Genomic DNA, 21,083 nt, shown 5'->3' with positions numbered 1-21,083 from the left:
TCCACAGCGTTTTCGTTTCACCCGAGCAGTCACCTCGCATTTCGTCGTACTCCGCCGCGGCAGGACCTCTCCTGTCGCGCGGCATGGCAGCACCGCACGCAACCGCTTGACCTGAATCGCAGCAAGGCAGCACCCGGAACACCGGGCCGCTCGCACGCAGCAGGATCGCGCCCGCGCCGCACCGATGTCCGGTTTCCTGAAACCTTGATGGACCCGGCAGCCCATGAACTTCTCTCTCGACTTCACTCCGCTGGCGCCCTACTGGCCCGTGTTCCTGCACGGCGCCTGGCTGACGCTGAAGATGACCACGCTGGCGATCATCGTCGGCGTCGCCATCGGCATCTTCGTTGCCTTCGCCAAGAACAGTCCCAATCGTCTGTTGGCCCGCACCTGTAGTGCCTATATCGAGGTGGTGCGCAATACGCCCTTCCTGGTGCAGATCTTCCTGCTGTATTTCGGTCTGGCCAGTCTGGGTATCCGCATGCCGACCTTCGCGGCGGCGGTGCTGGCGATGATCATCAACATCGCCGCCTATGCCGCCGAGATCATCCGCGCCGGTATCGATTCGGTGCCGCGCGGGCAGATCGAGGCCGCCCAGTGCCTGGGCCTGTCGGTCTGGCGCATCCGCTGGCACGTGATGCTGCAACCGGCCATCGAGCGCGTCTATCCGGCGCTGACCAGCCAGTTTCTGCTGATGATGCAGGCCTCGGCGATGGCCTCGCAGATCTCCGCCGAAGAGTTGACCGCCATTGCCAATACCGTGCAGTCCGATACCTTCCGTTCGCTGGAGACCTATATCGTGGTCGCCGCCCTGTACCTGGTGCTGGCGGTACTGGTCAAGCTGGTGGCTTATTCCATTGGTGAAACTATCTTCAAGCGCCGCCGCACCTTGCGCCGTGCTGCTGCGCTGGGCCGGCGCAGTCCGGTGTCGCGGCTGCCTGCGACGGATCCTGCGGGGATGGCACCCCTGGCCCATGTGCCTTATGTGCATGGCGTATCGCGACCGGTGGCGGTCAATACGAGCGCCTCGCTGCGCATCGAAGGGAGCACATCATGATGGGCAACTTCAGCTGGACCTATTTCTTCTTCATGGTGCAGTCCATCGGCTGGACGCTGGTGCTCTCTGCGCTGGCTTTCGTGCTGGGCGGTCTCGGCGGGTTCCTGGTGATGCTGGCGCGCATCTCGCCGCGCGCCTGGTTGCGGCGGCCCGCCATCCTCTTCATCGAGTGCATACAGGGCATCCCCTTGCTGATCCTGCTCTTCATCGTCTATTTCGGTCTGTCGGTGTATGGGCTGGTGCTGCCGGCGCTGGTGGCGGCCGGGCTGGCGATGATGATCTATACCAGCGCCTACCTGGGCGACATCTGGCGCGGCTGCGTGGAGGCCATGCCGCGTCCGCAGTGGGAGGCCTCCGAATGTCTGTCGCTGACCCGCTGGCAGACGCTGCGCCTGGTCATCATCCCGCAGGCCACGCGATTGTCACTGCCGCCCACCATCGGCTTTCTGGTGCAGCTGATCAAGATGACCTCGCTGGCCTCCGTCATCGGATTCGTCGAACTGACGCGGGCCGGGCAGATCATCAACAACTCCATCTTCCAACCCTTCCTGGTGTTCCTGCTGGTGGGCACCTTCTATTTCCTGCTCTGCTATCCCTTGTCGCGGTGGAGCGCATCCATGGAGAGAAAGCTCAATGTCAGCCATCGCTAAATCCGAATCCGTGCCGCATCTGCGGCCCGTTGCATCGGCGCAGGAGCCGCAGCCCGTCATCGTCCGGCTGGATCAGGTCTACAAGAGCTTTGGTGACAACCAGGTCTTGAAGGGCGTGTCCTTCGAGGTGGCGCGCGGCGAGATGATTGCCATCATCGGTGCCTCCGGCTCCGGCAAGTCCACCGCGCTGCGCTGCATCGACCGCCTGGAGACCATCGATTCCGGCAGCATCGAGGTGGCGGGCATCCGCGTCGATGATCCGCAGGTCGACCTGCACAAGCTGCGGCGCGAAGTGGGCATCGTCTTCCAGAGCTACAACCTGTTCCCGCATCTGAACGTGCTGGAGAACGTCATGCTGGCCCTGCGCCACGTCAAGCAGCAGGACAAGGCCGAAGCGCGCCGCGTGGCCCTGGCCGCGCTGGCGCAGGTCGGGCTCGATGAGAAGGCCGGCGCGTATCCGGAACAGCTTTCAGGCGGCCAGCAGCAGCGCGTGGCCATCGCGCGGTCGCTGGCGATGTCGCCCAAGGTGATGCTGTTCGATGAAGTGACCTCGGCCCTGGATCCGCAACTGACCGGTGAAGTGCTGCGCGTGATGGAAGACCTGGCCGCCAATGGCATGACCATGCTGCTGGTAACCCACGAGATGAACTTTGCCAAGCGCGTGGCTGATCGCATCATCTACATGCACCAGGGGCGGGTCTGGGAAGTCGGTCCCGGCGACATGCTGGACCACCCGCACACCCCCGAATTACAGGCTTTTCTGGCCGCCGACCTGTAGCGCAAACGCTGTTCCCTGTACGACCTGTTCATAAAATAACGGAGACAAGTAATGAAAAACGCAAAATTGCGCACCCTCGCGCGCACCGCCCTTGCGGCCCTGATCCTGGGCCTGAGCGCCCACGCGGCGCTGGCCGACCAGCTGGACGATATCAGGAAGGCCGGCAAGATCCGCATCGCCACGACCTCCAGCACACCGTTGTTCGGCTACAGCGACGAGAAGCTGCAGCCGGCCGGTTCCGACGTCGAGGCCGCGCGGCTGCTGGCTCAGGACCTGGGGGTGCAGCTCGACCTGATCCCGGTGGCCAATGCGGCGCGCGTACCGACCTTGCAGGCCAATCGCGCCGATATCGTGGTGGGTTCGCTGTCGATTACGCCGGAACGGCTGAAGGTCATCGATTTCTCCATTCCCTATGCGGTCATCAGCCTCATTATCGGTGCCCCCAGGAACATGGCCATCAAGGATTATGCGGATCTGAACGGCAAGCGCATCGGCGTCACCCGCGCCACGCCCAACGATACCCTGACCACCCAGAACGCCAAGGGCGCGGAGATCATGCGCTATGAGGATGATGCGACCCTGATCACGTCGATGGTGACGGGTCAGGTGGACGTCTTCTCCAGTACGCCATCCAATCTGCAGGAGATGCAGAAGAAGTCGCCCGGCAAGAACCTGGAAATGAAGTTCGAACAGAAGGCCTTTGATCTGGGCATCGCCATCAACAAGAACCAGCCGCGCCTGAAGCAATGGATCGATGGCTGGGTCAAGACCAACATGAGCAATGGCAAGCTCAACGCCATCTACAAGAAGTATCACGGCCGCGATCTGCCGGCCAACGTGCAGCATCCCGCGTAATACCGGCATGTTCCAGCGACGCCGGGCGCAGCATGGCCCGGCGTCGTTGCGTCATGCGCAGCATTGAGTCGCCTTCAGCCGCCTTCGAAGATGCGCTGGCGGGCATGGCCGATGTGCGCGCGCATGGCTGCTTCGGCCTGCTCTGGCGAACCCAGCGCGATGGCATCGATGATGGCCTGGTGCTCGTCATCGATGACCTGGATGCGTTCGCCTTCCTGCGGTGAGCCCAGGTTCTGGGCCAGCTCCATGCACTGGCGGATCGGACCCAGCGCATGTTCGATGGTGGAGATGAAGAAGGGATTGCGGGTGGCCCGGGCAATGGCCATGTGCAGCGCCAGGTCCTCTTCCACGCCGGTCTGGCCCTGCAGTTGCGCGCGCCGCAGCGCCTCCAGGCAATGGCGCATCAGGGCGACATCCTCTTCCTTGCGGGCCGCGGCGGCGATGCCGGCCGCGCCCACCTCCACGCATTCGCGAAAGGCGTAATAGCGCTCCACATCATGGATGCTGGCAATCTGCGCCGGGGCACTGCTTTGCAGCACCGGCAGCCGCTGCACGTAATTGCCCGAGCCCCGGCGCGAGACCACGATGCCCTCCGAGCGCAGCCGCGAGAGCGCTTCCCGCACCGTGGTACGGGAAGCTTCATAGCGCTGCGCCAGCTCCACTTCGGTGGGCAGCTTGCGGTTCTCCCCCAGCTCCCCGCGCAGGATGGACGCGATGATCTGCTTGCAGATATGTTCGGAACGGCTGAGATTGCCGCGACGTGAAGGATCGGGGGAAGGCGGATTAAATGCTGACATGTACGATGACTGCTGCCGATGAGTTCGTCTGCGGACACTATGAAGGAGTCGACGCCAGGGTGCAAGCCTTCTCCTCGGGCGCTGCACGATGATTCATGCGGTCTTGCCAAAATCGCCTGCGAAAGCGCTTTGCGGGAAGAAAACTGCAGCGAATTCGGTTGACTTCCTGCCCACGGATCATTAGAGTTGTCCACCTGCATGAAGAATTAGTCCGACTAATCGCAGAATAACTTATACGACATCGTATAAATAAATGACAAAAAAGATAAAAAACCTTCCTTTGGAGACAGGCATGGACTCCCGACCTGCCTGACGCCAGGCGGCCCGGTGCCGCCCGGGGCTGACGGCTGTGCGCCATCCACCGCGAGAGCGGGCGTACAGCCGGGTCCGGGCGGCCACAGGTCGCGCCATGCCTGCCTGTTGAAGAACTATCCTTTTGGAGACGCCATGAAGTACGTAAGAGGAATCCGCTGGTACATGGTGACGCTGGTCACCCTGGCCCTGATCGTCAATTATCTGGCCCGCAACACCTTGTCGGTCGCCGCGCCGACCATGATGAAAGAGCTGAACATGAGTACGGAGCAGTACTCGTACATCGTGGTGTCATGGCAGATCTGTTATGCGCTGATGCAGCCGGTGGCCGGCTACATACTCGATGCCGTGGGGACCAAGATCGGCTTCGGCATCTTCGCCCTGGCCTGGTCGCTGGTTTGCGCCGGGGCGGCACTGGCCACGGGCTGGCAGGGGCTGGCCTTCTTCCGTGCCCTGCTGGGCATCACCGAAGCGGCCGGCATTCCGGGCGGCGTGAAGGCGTCCACCGAGTGGTTCCCGGCCAAGGAGCGCTCGGTGGCGATCGGCTGGTTCAACATCGGCTCCTCCATCGGCGCCCTGTGCGCACCGCCGCTGGTGGTGTGGACCATCCTGCATGGCGGCTGGAAAATGTCTTTCGTGGTGGTGGGGGCACTGGGCGTGCTGTGGTTCTTCCTGTGGATGCTGTTCTACAAGAGCCCGCGTGACCAGAAGCTGCTCTCGCCGCAAGAGCGCGACTACATCCTCGATGGCCAGGAGAAATCGCCCGAGAAAGTGGTCCGCGAAAGCTGGACCAAGATCGTGCGCAGCCAGAACTTCTGGTCAATCGCCATCCCGCGCTTCCTGTCGGAACCGGCCTGGCAGACCTTCAACGCGTGGATTCCGCTGTACATGGCCACCGAGCGCCACATGAACATCAAGGAAATCGCCATGTTCGCCTGGTTGCCGTTCCTGGCCGCGGACATTGGATGTGTTCTGGGCGGCTACCTGAGTCCCTTCTTCCACAAGCATCTGAAGGTCTCGCTGTTCACCTCGCGCAAGCTGGTCATGCTCACGGGCTGTCTGGCCATGATCGGGCCGGCCTGCGTGGGCTTCGTCGACAGTCCCTATGTGGCCGTGGCCTTGCTCTCCGTGGGCGGCTTTGCGCACCAGACGCTGTCGGGCGCGCTGTATTCGATCACCTCCGATGTGTTCACCAAGAACCAGGTCGCCACGGCCACCGGCCTGACCGGCATGAGCGGCTACCTGGGCGCGACACTGTTCACGCTGCTCTTCGGCGTCCTGGTCACGCAGATTGGTTACGGTCCTCTGTTCGTCCTGCTGGCAGTCTTCGACCTGTTGGCTGCGGCGGTGGTGTTCGCGATTGCCCGTCCGCGTCCGGACGCCATTGCCTGACGGTGCTCACACGGAGTTCGTCCTGCAAGGGGCGACGTCTGGCGACGTCGCCCCTTTTTCATGATCAGCGCGGATCAGCCATAGCGATGGTTACGTGACGGGTGTCGACAGAGGCGGGCGCTGCATTGCCACCCATTCCTGCACGGCGGGCCGTTGCCATTGTGTCCGTGCATAGTCGGCCAGGCGCGGCGGCACGGCGTCGTCGTGCATGGCAAGACGATTGATCATCAGCGCCAGGTCGGTATCGGCGGTGCACCACTCACCGAAGAGGCAGTGAGCACCTTCCGGCAGCAGGGCGTGCGCCACACTGAACAGCCGTTGCACGGCGGCCCGCGCCTGCGCTGACAAGGGCGGCTTGCGTGCACCGTAGAACAGCACTTGGGTATTGCGCTCTTCGCGCAGGGGCAGCAGGTCGCTGCGCAACCAGGCCTGCACCTGCCGGGCGCGAGCCCGCGCGACGGGGTCGGCCGGGTAGAGCGACGGGCCGCCGAAGACATCCGCCAGATATTCCGTAATGGCCGATGACTCGGACAGTGCCAGGCTGCCGTGCTCCAGGGTCGGCACGCGCGCGGTCAGGGATAGCGTGGCATAGGCCGCATCCTGATGGGCGGCGGCATCCAGATCGACCGTATGCAGCGTGAAGGGCAGGGCCTTGGCGCGCAGGGCGACGAAGACCGACATGGCGTAAGGACTGGCGTACTGGGCGTCGACGTGCAGCTGCAGAGCCTGTGGATGACGATCGTATTGCATGTGTACCTCGTGAAGAACGGTTGAAGAAAGCCGTTCCGCCGGTAGTACGCCGGGGCGAGGTCTGAAAGGGCAGCGCTGTTGCGATTCAGTCCCGCCAGGCGATCCGCCGGACGGGACGTGACATCCCCGTCAGCGGAGATGCCGTTTTTTGGTGTTCAGCCCGCGCATGCCAACGCCAGCGGCCACAAGGGCAGCGGGTGACTGGATGAGGGATCGCTTCAGCTGCATGGTGGGAGAAGTGATGGGCCGAGCGACGATAGTAAACCAGATTGCAGCATTTTTGCCATGCGTGTGCGCTTAAGCCACAGCGGGGTCGGTCCGCAGGATACAACGCCCGCCGATAGCTGAGCGTGAGTCAGCGAATCTCCGCGCTATACCTGAACTTGCTTGCCGCCCCGCGTGACTGTCGCCATTCCAGGGGAGTGCCGTCCGAGCCGAAGGCGATGCGTTCGATCACCACGACCGGCGTCTTCTCCGCCAGGGCCAGCAGCCGCGCCTGCGCAGCCGTGACGGTCTCCACCGTCAGGGTCTCGCGCGCAGAGGCGACGATGAGCCCGCATTCGCGCTCGTAGAGCGGATACAGAAGATCACCGAAGTCTTCCGGGGCCTTGTCGGCCAGGGCCTTGAAGCGCTGGGCGCACAGATAGATGTTCTCGGCCAGCACCGGTTGGCCGTCGACCTTGCGCAGACGCAGCAGTTCGATCACCCGCGCATGGCTCTTCAGGTGCAGGGCCTCGGATACCCGGCGCGGCGCTTCGATGAGCTTGCGGCTGACGATCACGCTGGTCGGTTGCAGCGCTCGACCATCGGCTGCTTCAAAGCGGAAGAAGCGGAACAGCGAGTTGTCGAAACGCGCCTTGCGCACAAAGGTGCCACGTCCATGAGTCCGTTCCACCAGACCTTCGCTCATCAGCGTTTCGACCGCCCGGCGTACCGTTCCGATGGCGACCTGATAGGTCTGGCTCAGTTCTGCCTCGGAGGGGATGGCCTGGCCTGGTTGCCATTTCTGGGCGCGGATCTGCGCCGCGAGCTGGTCGCGCAACTGGAGGTAGAGCGGCAGGCGCGCATCGGCGCCATTCTGGTCGAGCATGCTGAGACTTGCCTTGCAATGAGAAAGTGCTCAGTCTACCCGGGGGCGGGCGCACTCACAACGGGCCGGTGAAGTGCAGGTGGACAAACCAAGCGGCACAGCATCGCGCTGCTTGCCCGGGGCGTTCTGACGGACGATGATCTGCCCACATCCGACGGCTTGCAAAACGTATTGCTGGAGGTCGCAGCACCCCTGATCGAGAAGGATTGTTGCATCCTCCCGGCTGTGTTATCTTCCGTTAACTCATATAGATGACTATATGAGTAGTTGAGTAACTGAATAATTCATCCGATAAATCAATCCGCTACGCGCCGCCATCGGTCTGGCACCACGTTCCGTCACAGCATGGGCTGCCGGGCGGGGCAGCCCGAGGTCGCGCGCCTTCAGCATAGAGGACGAGACATGTTTTCATGGTATCGGCAGGTCACTGCCAAGGAACGCAAGACTTTCTGGGCCTGTTTCAGTGGTTGGGCACTGGACGCACTGGACGTGCAAATGTTCAGCCTGGCCATCCCCGCACTGATTGCAGCCTTTTCGCTCTCCAAGGCCGATGCCGGCATGATCAGCGGAGCCACCCTGGTGGCCTCTGCCATTGGCGGCTGGTTCGCCGGCACTCTGTCGGACCGCTACGGACGCGTCAAGACCCTGCAGATCACCATCATCTGGTTCTCCCTGTTCACCTTCCTGAGCGCGTTCGCCCAGAGTTATCCGCAATTGCTGGTGCTCAAAGCCTTGCAGGGCTTCGGTTTCGGCGGCGAATGGGCGGCCGGTGCGGTGCTGATGGCCGAGACCATCCGCGCCGAACATCGCGGTCGTGCCATGGGTACCGTGCAGAGTGCCTGGGCCGTAGGCTGGGGCGGTGCAGTGCTGCTGTTCTCGGTGCTCTTCACCATGCTGCCGCAGGAAATGGCCTGGCGCGCGATGTTCATCATCGGCCTGCTGCCCGCGCTGCTGGTGGTCTACGTGCGGCGTTCGGTGCCCGAGACCGATGCCTTCCTGGCCGGTCGCAAGGCAGCTGCCGGCAAGCCCGCCGCCAGCACGCTGCTGGGTATCTTCCGCCCCGATGTGCTGCGCCTGACCCTCATCGGCAGCCTGCTGGGCGTGGGTGCGCACGGCGGCTACTACGCACTGATGACCTGGCTGCCGACCTACCTCAAGACCGAGAAGCACCTGTCGGTGCTCTCTACCGGCGGCTACCTGGCCGTCATCATCATCGCCTTCTGGTGCGGCTGCATCGTCAGTGCGCAATTGCTGGATCGCATCGGCCGTCGTCGTACCGTGGCCAGCTTCGCCCTGTGCTGCGTAGCCACTGTCCTGTGCTACATCTTCCTGCCCCTGAGCAACACCCAGATGCTGGTATGCGGCTTCCCGCTCGGCTTCTTCGCCGCCGGTATCCCGGCCAGCCTGGGGGCGCTCTTCAATGAGCTGTACCCCAGCGGCATTCGCGGTACCGGCGTGGGCTTCTGCTACAACTTCGGACGCGTGGCCTCGGCCGGTTTCCCGGTCCTGGTCGGCCACATGAGCGACTCCATGCCGCTGGGCCAGGCCATTGGCATCGATGCCGCCATCGCTTATTCGCTGGTCGTGATCGCCGTGCTGATGCTGCCGGAAACCCGGGGCCGCCAGATGGAAACCGGCGCATGAGTTTCCCCGCCGTGCCCCCAGCCGCGCTGCGCATCGATACTCACGCGCACGTCTTTGCGCGCGGCCTGCCGATGGCCGACGTACGCCGTTACACGCCGGCCTATGACGTCACGGTCGATGAATACCTGGCGCGGCTGGATGCACATGGCATGAGTCATGGCGTACTGGTGCAACCGAGTTTCCTGGGCAGCGACAACGATTATCTGCTGCAAGCCATCGCCCGCGCCCCGCAACGCCTGCGCGGCATCGCCATGGTCGACGCGGATGTCGGCCTGGCGCAGTTGCAGGCCCTGCAGCAGGGCGGCGTGGTCGGCATACGGCTGAACCTGGTGGGCGGTGCGCCGCTGCCGGATTTGCGCGGTGTCTGGCACGACACGCTCACGCATATTGCGGCCATGGGCTGGCAGGTCGAGATCCACCGCGAGGCCGCGGATTTGCCGCTGGTGCTGGAACCCTTGCTGGCACTGGGTTTGAACGTGGTGGTCGATCACTTCGGTCGGGTCGATGCGGCGCTGGGCGTGGATGACCCCGGCTTTGGCTACCTGCTGTCCATCGCCGCCTCGCGTCAGGTGTGGGTGAAATTGTCGGCGCAGTATCGCAACGGCGGCAGCGAGGGTGGTGCCCGTTTCGCGCGCCGGGCCTGGCCGCTGCTGCGCCGGCACTTCGGGGTCGATCGCCTGCTGTGGGGCAGCGACTGGCCGCATACCCAGCATGAAAGCGTGACCGACTACGGCGACAGCTGGCGACGCTTCGAGGCCCTGGTGAGTGATGAACAAGACCGCCGGCGCATCACCGGCGAGACGGCGGCGCAGTTATTCCGTTTCGGCTGAGCCTGTGCACCGCGGACAGGGAAGCAAAGAACCCGACGGGGATGGATGTACCGCTGCACTCACGCGGCAGCGGATCTGAGCCGGCATGGTTGGTGTTTTTCCTGCGGGATGCGATACTCTGCCGCGCCGCGCGGAAACAAATCATCGCCGAGCCTGTCCTATCGCGCAGGCCCGACAGCGTGTCGGCACCAGGGTGAACAAGCCGCCAGGGAAGCGGTGTCATGGACAATATTTCTTCGGGATAACATCTTGCCGGGTGGGGCGGCGGAAAGACTGCATTGAACAAACTGGTCAACCGACTTGGCCTGGGTCTCGTGGGCCTGGTCATCTTCTGGGCACTGGATCGCATCAGCACCAATGAACTGGCCAAGAGCGGCGTGCTCATGGCGACCGCCTTGCCGGGCATCGCCGGCCTGTTCCTGATATTGCCCTGGCTGCGCGAGCGGCCGCAGTGGTTCTCGCGCGCTACCCTGGCCGTGCTCGGGCTGTTCTTCCTCGATGCGGCCATCAAGGGTTTCCTGCGCGACTACTTCGGCCTGCGCCCCAATCCCATTCTGGTGCTGCAAGCCGTCTTCAACACCAACCCCGCCGAGAGCAGCGAATTCTTCCGTCATAACGGTGGCGACCTGGCCGAGGCGCTGGGCCTGCTGCTGCTGGCGTGGGGCGGCCTGTGGCTGGGCGAGCGCTGGCTGCGACGCCGCGAGCAGGCCCGGCCCGCCGCACCCTGGCGCTGGCGTGGCCGGGCCGCCGTGGGCGCCTTGCTGGCCGTGTTCGTGGCCCTGCATTTCAATCCCACCATGGCCAAGGAAAACCCGCTGCTGTTCTGGCCCATCCGCTATCTCGACTATCGCGACCAACTGGCCCAGGCCGCCAGCATGGAAGCCGATGTGGCGCGCAACATGGCGCATCGCTCCGACTGGCAGGTACGTTACACGGGACCGGAACGCAACACGGTCGTGTGGATCATCGGCGAGAGCCTCAACCGCACCAACATGTCCCTGTATGGCTACGAGCGCCCGACCTCGCCCACCCTGGAAGCGATGCGCCAGGAGCTCATCGTGTTTCGTGACGTGGTCTCCTCGGAACCGGCCACCATGGCCTCGCTGATGAAGATGTTGACGCCCGCCGACCTCAACGATCCGCAGGCCTGGAACCGCAAGCCGGATGTTCTGATGCTGGCGCGCGAGGCGGGGTTCCTCATTCACTGGCTGTCCAACCAGCCCCCCAATGACGGCTGGCTGGGCCTGGTCTCGCGCCGTGCCGACGAGCAGGTATTCATCAACAAGGGGGCCGGGCGCGGTGAAAACAATTTCGACGGCAACCTCTTGCCGGCGCTGGAAACCGCCTTGCAGGACCCGGCCCCGAAGAAGCTGATTGTGGTGCATCTGCTGGGCGCGCACCCTACCTATGACATGCGCTATCCCAGCGAGTACGCGCGTTTCGACACCGTGCGCGACGGCGTGACGGAGAAACTGGAAGGTGCCGACCGCTCGGCTTGGATACGCCAGCTGCGCAATGAATACGACAACGCCATGACCTACAACGACTACGTGGTCGGCAGCATGCTCAGACTCACCATGAACGCGGCGCGGCAGGACAATGCCAGCCTGCTCTTCAGTTCCGACCATGCGCAGGAGGTGGGCCATACGCGCAATCACGCCGGTCAGTCGGTGAGCGACGCCACCGGTTATGAAATCCCGATGCTGGTATGGACCCGCTCCTTCACCGGCAAGAGTCCGGAAGACAAGGCCCAGCTCGAGTACCGTCCCTACCAGACCGACCAGCTGGAGCATACGGTCATGGGCCTGCTGGGCGTGCAGTCACGCTATTACGATGCGCGCCATGACATCCTCAGCGTGCAATTCGGCAGTGGCCATTTTCATCAGCAGCGGCGCATCAATGGCCAGCCCTATCTGCCGCGCACGGTGCTCTACAACCAGGCGCGGTGATCCTGCACGCGCCTGACGTCTGCGACCAGTTCTCGTATCATGCAGCTTTGCGTCGCACATCCCGCCATGTCCAGCTCCCCTGAGATCATCTTTCCCCGCCATGCCGTGATCATCGGCAGCGGTGCCGTCGGCCTCATGAGCGCCATCCATGCGCTCGACCAGGGCTTGCAGGTCACCCTGCTTGATTTCAATGCAGCCGGTAGTGAAGAAGCCTCCAGCTACGGCAATGCCGGCTGGTTGTCCTCGCATTCGGTGATCCCCCCGGTGGAGCCGGGCATGTGGAAGAAGGTGCCGGCTTACCTCATGGATCCGCTGGGGCCCTTGTCGATTCGCTGGCGTTACCTGCCGCGCCTCACTCCATGGCTGGTGCGCAACCTTGCCAGTGCGCGGCGTGATCGCATCCGTAGCACGGCGCGCGCCTTGCGCACCCTGGTGGCCGACGCCCGCAGCCTGCATCTGGAGGTAGCGCAGCGCGCCGGCGTGGCCCACCTGATCGATACTTCCGGCGTCCTGCACGTCTATCGTTCGCGCCGGCATTTCGACAACGACGCCTTCGGCTGGGGTGTGCGCCGCGAGCTGGGCATCCAGTGGCAGGAAGTGGAGGGCGCCGCCCTGCGTGCGCGTGAACCGGACCTGGACCCGGCCTTCGGCTTTGCAGTGCAGGTCGACGAGGCTGGTCACTGTCGCCATCCCGCCGCCTACCTGCAGGCCTTGCAGGCCTATGCACTGGCGCGCGGTGCGCATCGTGTCGATGGGCGCGCCACCGGTTTTCGCGTGGAGCAGGGACGGCTCAAGGCGGTGCTGACCGAACAGGGCGAACTCGCTTGCGATGCCGCCGTCATCTGCGCCGGTGCGCGTTCCAAGGCACTGGCCGCCGCCGCCGGCGATCAGGTGCAACTGGAGAGCGAGCGCGGCTACCACGCCGTCATCGGTGGGCACGACCACCAGGCGCGCGCCCGTACGCCCATGATGGTGTCGGAATTCAAGGTCATTGCGACCCAGATGGAGACCGGCTTGCGCATTGCCGGGCAGGTCGAGTTCGCCTCCTTCGAGGCGGCGCCGGACTGGCGACGCGGCGAGATCATGCGCGACATCGCGCTCAAACTTTTCCCCGGCCTGCCGCGCACGCTGCCGGTGGAGGACGTGAAATACTGGCTGGGTCGCCGTCCCAGCACGCCCGACGGCATGCCCTGCATCGGCCCGGCCAGCGCCAGTGCCGACATCATCCACGCCTATGGCCACGGTCACATCGGACTGGGTTGTTCAGCTCGCACTGGACGCATCGCCGCACAGTTGCTGGCGGGGCAGGCGCCGGAAATCGATCTGACGCCGTTCAGCCCGCAGCGGTTCTGAACGCCCCGGGCAGGATCAGAAGGCGACATCGCAGGCCGCCGTGATGGTAGCGCGCACGCCATACGCCCCCAGATTGGCCAGCGTAGCCTGATGATGTGCCACCACCTCTGGTACCGACAACACGCCATTGGGCGCGGTGGTGTGCGCTCCGGCGGCCAGCGTCACCGCAAAGCCCAGCGCCAGCGCGCGGCGCACGGTGGATTCCACGCAGAACTCGGTCTGCATGCCGCAGATCACCAGGCGCGTCACGCCGCGTTCGCGCAGCAGGGATTCCAGCGCGGTCTGGTGGAAAGCGTCCGAGCCGCGCTTGCGCAGGTAGAGGTCATCGGCCTGGTGATGCAGTCCGTGTGCAAGTTGCCATCCGTCACTGTCGTGCTGCAAGGAGCCGCCGTCTTCGTGTTGTACGAAGATCACCGGCACGCCCGCCGCACGCGCATTTGCCCGCAGCAGGTTGATGTTGGCAATGGTGGCGTCGCCGTCGGCAACGGCCTGCGCACCGGTGCAAAGGGCGCGTTGGACATCGATGATGAGCAGGGCAGTGGTCATGATGGCGAGGCGGCAAGTAGCGAAGGAACAATGCGTCAGGGTAACAGAGTACCCCGCACGGTGCGATGCAGGGATATTGCCAGCGTGACACTGCGGCAATTTGTCCCATTTCATCGGGCCGGGGCCTTGGCTACAATGAGGTCTCCCAAGTTTTTCCATTTCTGCATCTATCTCCATGACCGCCCTGTTTGACCGCGTCGAAGGCTTCCTGCGCAAGGCATCCGGACTGCACATCGTGCTGGCTCTGCTGCTGGTGTGCAGCCTGCTGTGCTGGGCCGTATGGGTATGGGCTACCGGCGAGGGCCGCACACCCTTCGCGATGATGCTGGACTTCTGCATCACGCCACCCGCCCGGTAAGAGGTCCCGTCACTGCCCATGCGTAATGCGCATGCGCAGGATGTCCAGCGGTTTCATCCGCGCTCCTGCACGCCTGGCGCTGAAGCGCCCTACAATGACTGCTTCCCCGTTCTTGCCCCGGTCGCATGTCCGCTTCGCATTCCTCCAGCGCATTCCATCCCCGCCTGACCCTGCAGACGCTCACCCGTGGTGACGGCTTGTTGGGCATGCGTGCGCATGGGCTGTTCGGGCCACGTGGCGGCATGGTGACGGTGGCGCAGATCGACTGGGTCTATGGTCAAGGCGCGCAGCGCTGGAGCACGCCGGCGCCCGTGGGCCATCCTGATGACGAGCTCACGTACACGCCAGCCCATGTTGTGCGTGACCTTGTTGCCGAGTCCAACGCGCTGGAGATCCTTCGAGAGATGGGCCTGCTGCCCTTGCGGGAAGATGCCCTGCAATGGCGTGCCGACAATCCCCTGCACGACGCCGGTCCCTTGTGGACTCTGATGCTGGAAGAAAGCTTCGGCGATTTCTGGGCCGACCAGGCGCCACGTCTGCAGCAGATGGGCTGGACTTTGCGCGTGCGTCCCGGCTTTGCACATGAGAGCGTCCCGATCACGGCATGGCGCTTCATCGTCAGCAGCGAGACCGGGGAGGTCAGCGCGCGCGAAGTGGCCGCACCCTTGCTGCCGCGCCCCTTCTCCAGCGAGATCTTCGACGGCCTGGACCCCAGTGGTCGCTGGCTGCTGTCGATGGGTATCGAGGTCGATGGCCAGACCCTGGATGTGGCGCCGATGGTGGCCGACCTGCTGCGCCGCGATCCGCGCTGGGCCGATGCCCAACAGGTAGAGCGCATGGACCCGCACGCCGTGATCTCCCTGCGCGCTCCCGGTGGTCGTCGCATCGATGCCATGGCCGGTCCGCTCAAGGCAGTGGTGCTGGCCCTGCTGGACCTGCTGGTCGACCTCAAGCGCAAGGAAGGTCCGCTGCCACTTTCGCCCTGGGATGCGCATCGTCTGGAGAGCCTGCAGACCGGTCTGCAGACGCTGGACGGTGGCGCGCCCTGGCACCTGAGTGGTGCCGGTGGCGTGCTGCAACTGGCCCGGCGCCTGCGCGCCGCCGGCAGTGTGCCGCCGGTGGCCGCGCCCGGGGGATTGGGTCTGACCCTGCGCGCTTACCAGTTGCAGGGCGTGGCCTGGATGCAGTACCTGCGCCAGCATGGCCTGGCCGGTATCCTGGCCGACGACATGGGCCTGGGCAAGACTGCGCAGCTGCTGGCCCATCTGCTCATCGAGCAACAACAGGGACGGCTCGACCTGCCTGCGCTGGTGGTAGTGCCGACCTCGCTGTTGTTCAACTGGCAGCAGGAAGCGCAGCGCATCGCCCCCACCCTGCGCGTGAGGGTGCTGCATGGCCAGCAGCGTGCGCAGCATGTCAGCGCCGTTGCCCAAGGACAGGCTGACCTGGTCCTGACCACCTATCCCTTGCTGTGGCGCGACCTCGACCTGTTGCTGTCGCTGCGCTTTCATCTGCTGGTGCTGGACGAGGCGCAGACCATCAAGAATGCCTCCGCCCGCAACACCGCCGCCGCGCGTCGTCTGCATGCGCGCCATCGTCTGTGCATGACCGGCACACCACTGGAAAATCACCTGGGCGAATTGTGGAGCCAGTTCCATTTCCTCATGCCGGGCTTTCTCGGCGATGCACGCAGCTTTGCGCGACTGTGGCGCAAGCCCATCGAGCAACAGGGAGAAACCGTGCGCGCGCGCCTGCTGGCCCAGCGCGTACGTCCCTTCATCCTGCGTCGGCGCAAGCAGGATGTGTTGCAGGAGCTGCCCGCCCGCATCGAGATCGTCGAGCGCCTGCAATTGCAGGGGCGCCAGCGCGACTTGTACGAGAGCGTACGCATTGCCGCCGACAAGCAGGTACGTCGCGCGCTGGAGCGGCGCGGTCTGGGCAGTAGCCAGGTCACGGTGATGGATGCGCTGCTCAAGTTGCGGCAGGTCTGCTGCGATCCCTATCTGTTGAAGCAGGGCCGCATGCCGCGCGGACTGGAACGCGCCAAGATCGAGTGGCTGTGCGATACCCTGCCGTCCTTGGTGGAGCAGGGGCGGCGCATCCTGGTCTTCTCGCAATTCACCAGCATGCTGACGTTGATCGAGGCGCAACTGCAGACGCTGCAACTGCCTTGCCTGATGCTCACCGGTGACACCGAGCCGGCCGCCCGCAGCGGTGTGATCGCCCGCTTCCAGCGCGGTGAGGTGCCGCTGATGCTGGTGAGCCTGAAGGTCGGCGGGGTCGGCCTGAACCTGACTGCCGCCGATACGGTGGTGCTGGCCGATCCGTGGTGGAATCCTGCCGTCGAAGAGCAGGCCATTGCCCGCGCGCACCGGCTCGGGCAGACGCGCCAGGTCGTGGTCTACAAGCTGGTCATCGAGGGCAGCATCGAAGAACGCCTGCTCGAACTGCAAACGCGCAAGTCCGCCTTGGCCGATGGCATGCTGGGCCGCGATGACACCGCCACCATCAAGTTCGGTGAAGAGGAATTGCAGGCCTTGCTGGCACCGCTGGGAGCGGGCATTGCGGAAAAAATCCTGTCATAAGCCCGGCTGATGACAGGATGGTTGTCTCATCAGCTCAGGTTTTCCATTCCGCCACCTCTTCGAGCGTGCGCCTTTCCGCATCCACCGCAAAGCGCAGCGCGCACCCCCCGGCCAGCAGCGCCAGACATGCGCCCAGCGCATAGCCTGCGGCCACCGCATGGCGGTCTCCACTGGCGATGAGCCAGCCCAGCAGCACCGGGGCAAGGAATCCGCCTACGCCGGTGCCGATGGCGTAGAAGATCGAGATGGCCATGGCACGCATGCGCAGCGGGAATACCTCGCTGGCGGTGAGGTAGGCCGAACTGGCCGCCGCCGAGGCGACGAAAAACACCGCACTCCAGCACAGCGCCAGCGAGCGCGCATCCAGCAGCCCGGCATTGAAGGCCCAGGCCGTGGCGGCCAGTCCGGCACCGGAGAGCAGATAGGTGGCCGCGATCATGCGGCGACGGCCGATGCTGTCGAACAGATGGCCCAGCAACAGCGGCCCGAGCACATTGCCCAGCGCAAAGGGAAAGATGTAGAGCGCCACGCGATGGTCCGGCACCTGGAAGAAGCGCGTGAGCACCAGCGAATATGTAAAGAAAATGGCGTTGTAGACGAAGGCCTGGGCCACCATCATCAGCGCCACCATCACGCTGCGTTGGCGATAGCGATGCAGCAGCACGTGGGCGATCTCGCGCCAGGGCAGCATGCCGCTACCTGCCGCGCCACCTTGGGCTGCTGCGCCGGGCGCGTGGTCCACGGCGGGCAGGGCTCCGTGTTGCTGCTCGACCTGCGCTTCGATGCTGCGCACCACGGCTTCGGCTTCGGCGTGGCGGCCGTGCATGAGCAGCCAGCGCGGGCTTTCCGGGACATGCCGGCGCACCAGCAGTACCGCCACCGCCAGCACCGCGCCCAGCAGGAAGCAGGCGCGCCAGCCCAGTGCGGGGCCCATCACCTGCGGGTCCAGGATTACCAGCGACAAGCCTGCACCCAGCGCCGCCCCGATCCAGAAACTGGCGTTGATGATGAGGTTCACCCGTCCACGCACACGCGCGGGCACCAGCTCATCGATAGCCGAATTGATGGCCGCATATTCGCCGCCGATGCCCAGGCCGGTCACGAAGCGGCACAGTGCCAGGAACAGAAAATCCTGCGCAAAGGCGGTGGCCAGGGTGGCCGCCATGTACAGCATCAGCGTAAGCATGAAGAGCCGCTTGCGTCCCAGGCGGTCGGTGAGGCGGCCGAAGATGAGTGCTCCCAGCACGGTACCGGCGATGTAGAGCGAGCCGGTCCAGCCGACCTGGGCCGCATCCAGCGCCAGGGTATCGCTGCGCTCCAGCACGCTGCCCAGCGAGCCGACCAGGGTCACTTCCAGCCCGTCCAGCACCCAGGCCACACCCAGGGCGATGACCACGCGCCAGTGCCAGCGCGACCACGGCAGGCGGTCGAGGCGGGCAGGGATGTTGGCGGACGGGGTGGCAATCATCGGGGGCTCCGTGGACGGGGAATACGGGTCGGGTGCATCCTGCAGCCCGGGCCTGAACGGCAGACCGTGTGCCGGCGGCGCCGGTTCCTGTGGATGAGCTTGGCCGCCTGTCGCGCCGGGTGTCTCAGACATTTCCTGATGGGCGCCTGCGAGGCCGCGCGCTACCATCGCCGCATGACCTGAGACAACGACGACGGGGAGGACATGGACTGGTTCGACGACATCATGCAGTACGCCATCTATGCCGCCCTTGTGCTGTGTTCGCTCGGGCTGGTCGCGGCCATTGCGCTGTTCATCGCGCTGGAACGCCGCTGGCAGGAGCGCGTGACGCAGGATGTGGAGGACCTTGCCGCCCGCTTGCAGTCCGGGCCCCGCGATGACAACCTGCCCATTCATCCCTGGGAGGAGTTGCGCAACCGCATCGGCGAGATGCAGATCGTGGACGAAGAGGCTGACCGGCCCAGTCCCTACAAGAACGTCGCCTGACGCTCCCGCGCGTTCTTTCCCGGCACCGGCCGGGCCCTAAGGCGTCCCTTTCTGCTGGCGGTAAGCCAGCTGTGCCCGCGTGATTCCCAACAGACGTGCCGCCGCAGAGAGGTTGCCTCCGGCGCGGGCGATGGCCTCGGCGATCAGGGTTTGCTCCAGTGCGGGCAGGGACAGTGGCGCATCGGTCTCCTTCTGTGTGCCGCGCCATTGCTGCACCGTCTCCAGCAGGCTGCCTGCGGGAGACGCTGAGGTCGATGCCGGATCGCGGCCCCGGCCATGCCGTCCCGCCAGCGTGCCCCGCTCGCTTTCGCCCTCACCCTGCAGGGCCAGGGACAGCACCTCGTCATTGAGCGTTTCGCCGCTGATGAACATGTGCGGCAAATCCAGTGGATGCCCTTGGGCCAGGATCACGCCGCGCTCGATCAGGTTCTGCAATTCCCGGATGTTGCCGGGAAAGCTGTAGTTGAGCAGGGCCTGCACTGCGCGTTGCGTGAAACCGCGCACTGCCACGGCATGGCGCTGACCGTAGAACTTGAGGAAGTGATTCATCAACAGCGGAATGTCGTCGCGTCGCTCGCGCAGCGGGGGCAGGTGGATCGGGAACACGTTGAGCCGGAAGAACAGATCCTGGCGGAAGCGTCCCTCACGTACCGCCAGCGCCAGGTCTTCGTTGGTGGCGGCCACCACGCGCACCTTGACCTTGAGTGGACGGCTCGAGCCGACGCGCTCGAATTCTCCCTCCTGCAACACGCGCAACAGCTTGCCTTGCGCCACCAGGCTCAAGGTCCCCACTTCATCGAGGAAGAGCGTACCGCCATCGGCCAGTTCGAAGCGGCCAGCGCGTGACTGCGTGGCCCCGGTGTAGGCGCCGCGTTCCACACCGAACAGTTCGGTTTCGATCAGAGTCTCGGGAATGGCGGCGCAATTGATGGCGACGAAGGGTTGGCGTTCGCGGCGACCGATCTGGTGCAGCATGCGCGCAAAGCGTTCCTTGCCCACGCCCGACTCCCCCGTGAAGAGCACCGTGGCATCGGTGGCGGCTACGCGATTGAGCAGGTGGCAGGCGGCGTTGAAGGCCGAGGACGTGCCCACCAGCGCGCGGGTCAGATCAGCCTCCATGGCCTCGATATCGGGCCCGGCTGTACCTTCGCCAGCCATCTCGCCATCGGTGGCCAGCATCCCGCTGCCGACGAAGTCCTGGGCATTGAGGTAGCGCAGGTCATCCTCTGCATCGCTCCACAGTTCGGCCGATTTGCCGATCACGCGGCAATGCGGCGTGCCCATGGCGCGACATTCGACCTCCCGGAAGATCACCAGATGCCCCAGCAGCGTGCTGACGTAGCCGATGGCATAGCCGATCTGCTGCCAGCAGGAAGGTGCGGTGGCCACACCATAGGCGGCCAGGTGTTCATCGGCTTCGCTGGAGTTGTGCCAGAGGAACTGGCCCTCGTAGCGGCCAGTCTCGGGGTCGTAGCTGAAGCTGACCGGGACCACCTTCACCACGCCCTCCAGGGTATGCAGCCGCGTCCCGGCCATGAGGATGGTGGAGGGGTCAGCCTCGGGCCAGCGTTCGCGCACCAGTTGCGCATCCCGCGCCCCCGAGATGTAGCCGGCGCGGGTCAGCAGGCCGCGCGCCTTGTCGATGCCGAGATTGTCGATCAGCTCGCGCCGCAGCGTGCCCATGCTGCGACTGTGGATGAGCAGCATGCGCTGGTCATTGAGCCAGATGCGGCCATCGCCCGGAGAGAAGAACAGGCATTCGCTCAGGTCCGACAGGGTCGGATGGGCATCCACGCTCCAGCGGTCGGTACTGGCCGAACTCAGCTGGACCGGGGACGCTGCCGTGCCCTGGCTGCGCACCATCTCGGCAAGGGAAATACGCTGGGATGGCGGCATGGACGGGCTCCTGGCAAGGGTTCGGCAAGCGCGCGCCGCGATGGCGCAGTTCATCAAATGATGAAATTCAGTGGGCTGATGGTTGGTGAATTTGTGCAAATGCGCAAGCTGCAGTGCATCAAGAAACCGCTTCCGACGCAGCAATTTTCCGCCCCGAAAAACCCATCCGACAGCAAGGGGTGCGGATGGATGAGCTTGCTGCAAAGCCGCATGCAGTGGCGTATCGCGCGGTGGCACAGGCTTTGCAGAATGGCCGCTGATCCGGATTGACCGGCCATTACCAAGGA

At 64.6% G+C, this 21,083-nt stretch carries 19 protein-coding genes; 13 read left to right on the top strand and 6 right to left on the bottom strand.

Going from position 1 to position 21,083, the window contains the following annotated elements; all coding sequences use genetic code 11:
- Positions 1-223 precede the first annotated feature (223 nt).
- The 4 genes from HNO82_RS11100 to HNO82_RS11085 are packed head-to-tail and all read left to right on the top strand — an operon-like array spanning position 224 to position 3,340.
- A complete protein-coding gene (locus tag HNO82_RS11100; RefSeq protein WP_175343745.1) occupies positions 224-1,057 on the top strand; it encodes an amino acid ABC transporter permease in 834 nt (277 codons plus the stop codon).
- On the top strand, positions 1,054-1,707 hold the full coding sequence (locus HNO82_RS11095) for an amino acid ABC transporter permease (RefSeq protein ID WP_008333453.1): 654 nt from the start codon (positions 1,054-1,056) through the stop codon (positions 1,705-1,707). Before HNO82_RS11100 ends, HNO82_RS11095 begins: the two co-directional genes overlap by 4 nt.
- Complete coding sequence (locus HNO82_RS11090; protein ID WP_175343744.1) at positions 1,691-2,485, top strand: amino acid ABC transporter ATP-binding protein; 795 nt, start codon at positions 1,691-1,693, stop codon at positions 2,483-2,485. The genes HNO82_RS11095 and HNO82_RS11090 overlap by 17 nt, the downstream gene beginning before the upstream one ends.
- A gap of 51 nt (positions 2,486-2,536) precedes the next feature.
- Positions 2,537-3,340, top strand: a complete 804-nt coding sequence (locus HNO82_RS11085) for a transporter substrate-binding domain-containing protein (protein WP_008333450.1) — start codon at positions 2,537-2,539, stop codon at positions 3,338-3,340.
- A gap of 74 nt (positions 3,341-3,414) precedes the next feature.
- Here HNO82_RS11085 and HNO82_RS11080 read toward each other — a convergent pair whose 3' ends face one another.
- Positions 3,415-4,137: a FadR/GntR family transcriptional regulator gene (locus HNO82_RS11080; RefSeq protein WP_008333449.1), complete on the bottom strand. Its 723-nt coding sequence runs from the start codon at positions 4,135-4,137 to the stop codon at positions 3,415-3,417.
- Between the two features lie 447 nt (positions 4,138-4,584).
- On the opposite strand from HNO82_RS11080, the gene HNO82_RS11075 reads away from it, so the two are divergent.
- On the top strand, positions 4,585-5,841 hold the full coding sequence (locus HNO82_RS11075) for an MFS transporter (RefSeq protein ID WP_175343743.1): 1,257 nt from the start codon (positions 4,585-4,587) through the stop codon (positions 5,839-5,841).
- A 90-nt stretch (positions 5,842-5,931) separates the two neighbouring features.
- Here the strand turns inward: HNO82_RS11075 and yfcF are convergent, their stop codons facing one another.
- Both yfcF and HNO82_RS11065 read right to left on the bottom strand, forming a co-directional pair.
- On the bottom strand, positions 5,932-6,591 hold the full coding sequence (yfcF, locus tag HNO82_RS11070; protein WP_175343742.1) for a glutathione transferase: 660 nt from the start codon (positions 6,589-6,591) through the stop codon (positions 5,932-5,934).
- 355 nt (positions 6,592-6,946) lie between these two features.
- Positions 6,947-7,681: a GntR family transcriptional regulator gene (locus HNO82_RS11065; RefSeq protein ID WP_175343741.1), complete on the bottom strand. Its 735-nt coding sequence runs from the start codon at positions 7,679-7,681 to the stop codon at positions 6,947-6,949.
- A 402-nt stretch (positions 7,682-8,083) separates the two neighbouring features.
- On the opposite strand from HNO82_RS11065, the gene HNO82_RS11060 reads away from it, so the two are divergent.
- From HNO82_RS11060 to HNO82_RS11045, 4 genes are all read left to right on the top strand, one after another.
- On the top strand, positions 8,084-9,325 hold the full coding sequence (locus HNO82_RS11060) for an MFS transporter (protein ID WP_008333429.1): 1,242 nt from the start codon (positions 8,084-8,086) through the stop codon (positions 9,323-9,325).
- Complete coding sequence (locus HNO82_RS11055) at positions 9,322-10,155, top strand: amidohydrolase family protein (protein WP_175343740.1); 834 nt, start codon at positions 9,322-9,324, stop codon at positions 10,153-10,155. Before HNO82_RS11060 ends, HNO82_RS11055 begins: the two co-directional genes overlap by 4 nt.
- A gap of 278 nt (positions 10,156-10,433) precedes the next feature.
- Positions 10,434-12,104, top strand: coding sequence for a phosphoethanolamine transferase (locus HNO82_RS11050; protein ID WP_175343739.1), 1,671 nt, complete (start codon positions 10,434-10,436; stop codon positions 12,102-12,104).
- Positions 12,105-12,170: 66 nt separating this feature from the next.
- On the top strand, positions 12,171-13,457 hold the full coding sequence (locus tag HNO82_RS11045; protein WP_175343738.1) for an NAD(P)/FAD-dependent oxidoreductase: 1,287 nt from the start codon (positions 12,171-12,173) through the stop codon (positions 13,455-13,457).
- A 15-nt stretch (positions 13,458-13,472) separates the two neighbouring features.
- Here the strand turns inward: HNO82_RS11045 and HNO82_RS11040 are convergent, their stop codons facing one another.
- Complete coding sequence (locus HNO82_RS11040) at positions 13,473-14,003, bottom strand: cysteine hydrolase family protein (protein WP_175343737.1); 531 nt, start codon at positions 14,001-14,003, stop codon at positions 13,473-13,475.
- Between the two features lie 175 nt (positions 14,004-14,178).
- On the opposite strand from HNO82_RS11040, the gene HNO82_RS11035 reads away from it, so the two are divergent.
- Together HNO82_RS11035 and HNO82_RS11030 are read left to right on the top strand one after the other, a co-directional pair.
- Positions 14,179-14,361 carry a hypothetical protein gene (locus HNO82_RS11035; RefSeq protein WP_008333409.1) on the top strand — a complete coding sequence of 61 codons (183 nt, stop codon included), beginning with the start codon at positions 14,179-14,181 and terminating at the stop codon, positions 14,359-14,361.
- 125 nt (positions 14,362-14,486) lie between these two features.
- The gene (locus HNO82_RS11030; protein ID WP_175343736.1) at positions 14,487-16,946 is read left to right on the top strand and encodes a DEAD/DEAH box helicase; all 2,460 of its coding nucleotides are present in this window, start codon (positions 14,487-14,489) and stop codon (positions 16,944-16,946) included.
- 34 nt (positions 16,947-16,980) lie between these two features.
- On the opposite strand, the gene HNO82_RS11025 is transcribed toward HNO82_RS11030, so the two are convergent.
- Entirely contained in the window at positions 16,981-18,414 is a 1,434-nt protein-coding gene (locus HNO82_RS11025) for an MFS transporter (RefSeq protein WP_175343735.1), read from the bottom strand.
- A 204-nt stretch (positions 18,415-18,618) separates the two neighbouring features.
- On the opposite strand from HNO82_RS11025, the gene HNO82_RS11020 reads away from it, so the two are divergent.
- Positions 18,619-18,900: a hypothetical protein gene (locus tag HNO82_RS11020; protein WP_175343734.1), complete on the top strand. Its 282-nt coding sequence runs from the start codon at positions 18,619-18,621 to the stop codon at positions 18,898-18,900.
- Positions 18,901-18,936: 36 nt separating this feature from the next.
- Here the strand turns inward: HNO82_RS11020 and HNO82_RS11015 are convergent, their stop codons facing one another.
- Positions 18,937-20,796 carry a sigma-54-dependent Fis family transcriptional regulator gene (locus HNO82_RS11015; protein ID WP_175343733.1) on the bottom strand — a complete coding sequence of 620 codons (1,860 nt, stop codon included), beginning with the start codon at positions 20,794-20,796 and terminating at the stop codon, positions 18,937-18,939.
- A gap of 57 nt (positions 20,797-20,853) precedes the next feature.
- On the opposite strand from HNO82_RS11015, the gene HNO82_RS11010 reads away from it, so the two are divergent.
- Entirely contained in the window at positions 20,854-21,066 is a 213-nt protein-coding gene (locus HNO82_RS11010; protein WP_175343732.1) for a hypothetical protein, read from the top strand.
- The last annotated feature ends 17 nt before the right edge of the window (positions 21,067-21,083 follow it).

The organism is Herbaspirillum sp. C9C3 (assembly GCF_013359625.1).
Lineage (GTDB): Bacteria > Pseudomonadota > Gammaproteobacteria > Burkholderiales > Burkholderiaceae_D > Herbaspirillum.
This window is presented reverse-complemented; position numbering and strand designations above follow the sequence as displayed.

Coding starts and splice junctions, on each gene's coding strand:
- HNO82_RS11040 (WP_175343737.1), bottom strand. CDS start 14,003: ATGACCACTGCCCTGCTCATCATCGATGTCCAACGCGCCCTTTGCACC.
- yfcF (WP_175343742.1), bottom strand. CDS start 6,591: ATGCAATACGATCGTCATCCACAGGCTCTGCAGCTGCACGTCGACGCC.
- HNO82_RS11100 (WP_175343745.1), top strand. CDS start 224: ATGAACTTCTCTCTCGACTTCACTCCGCTGGCGCCCTACTGGCCCGTG.
- HNO82_RS11020 (WP_175343734.1), top strand. CDS start 18,619: ATGGACTGGTTCGACGACATCATGCAGTACGCCATCTATGCCGCCCTT.
- HNO82_RS11090 (WP_175343744.1), top strand. CDS start 1,691: ATGTCAGCCATCGCTAAATCCGAATCCGTGCCGCATCTGCGGCCCGTT.
- HNO82_RS11035 (WP_008333409.1), top strand. CDS start 14,179: ATGACCGCCCTGTTTGACCGCGTCGAAGGCTTCCTGCGCAAGGCATCC.
- HNO82_RS11075 (WP_175343743.1), top strand. CDS start 4,585: ATGAAGTACGTAAGAGGAATCCGCTGGTACATGGTGACGCTGGTCACC.
- HNO82_RS11030 (WP_175343736.1), top strand. CDS start 14,487: ATGTCCGCTTCGCATTCCTCCAGCGCATTCCATCCCCGCCTGACCCTG.
- HNO82_RS11045 (WP_175343738.1), top strand. CDS start 12,171: ATGTCCAGCTCCCCTGAGATCATCTTTCCCCGCCATGCCGTGATCATC.
- HNO82_RS11015 (WP_175343733.1), bottom strand. CDS start 20,796: ATGCCGCCATCCCAGCGTATTTCCCTTGCCGAGATGGTGCGCAGCCAG.
- HNO82_RS11060 (WP_008333429.1), top strand. CDS start 8,084: ATGTTTTCATGGTATCGGCAGGTCACTGCCAAGGAACGCAAGACTTTC.
- HNO82_RS11055 (WP_175343740.1), top strand. CDS start 9,322: ATGAGTTTCCCCGCCGTGCCCCCAGCCGCGCTGCGCATCGATACTCAC.
- HNO82_RS11095 (WP_008333453.1), top strand. CDS start 1,054: ATGATGGGCAACTTCAGCTGGACCTATTTCTTCTTCATGGTGCAGTCC.
- HNO82_RS11065 (WP_175343741.1), bottom strand. CDS start 7,681: ATGCTCGACCAGAATGGCGCCGATGCGCGCCTGCCGCTCTACCTCCAG.
- HNO82_RS11025 (WP_175343735.1), bottom strand. CDS start 18,414: ATGATTGCCACCCCGTCCGCCAACATCCCTGCCCGCCTCGACCGCCTG.
- HNO82_RS11080 (WP_008333449.1), bottom strand. CDS start 4,137: ATGTCAGCATTTAATCCGCCTTCCCCCGATCCTTCACGTCGCGGCAAT.
- HNO82_RS11085 (WP_008333450.1), top strand. CDS start 2,537: ATGAAAAACGCAAAATTGCGCACCCTCGCGCGCACCGCCCTTGCGGCC.
- HNO82_RS11010 (WP_175343732.1), top strand. CDS start 20,854: ATGATGAAATTCAGTGGGCTGATGGTTGGTGAATTTGTGCAAATGCGC.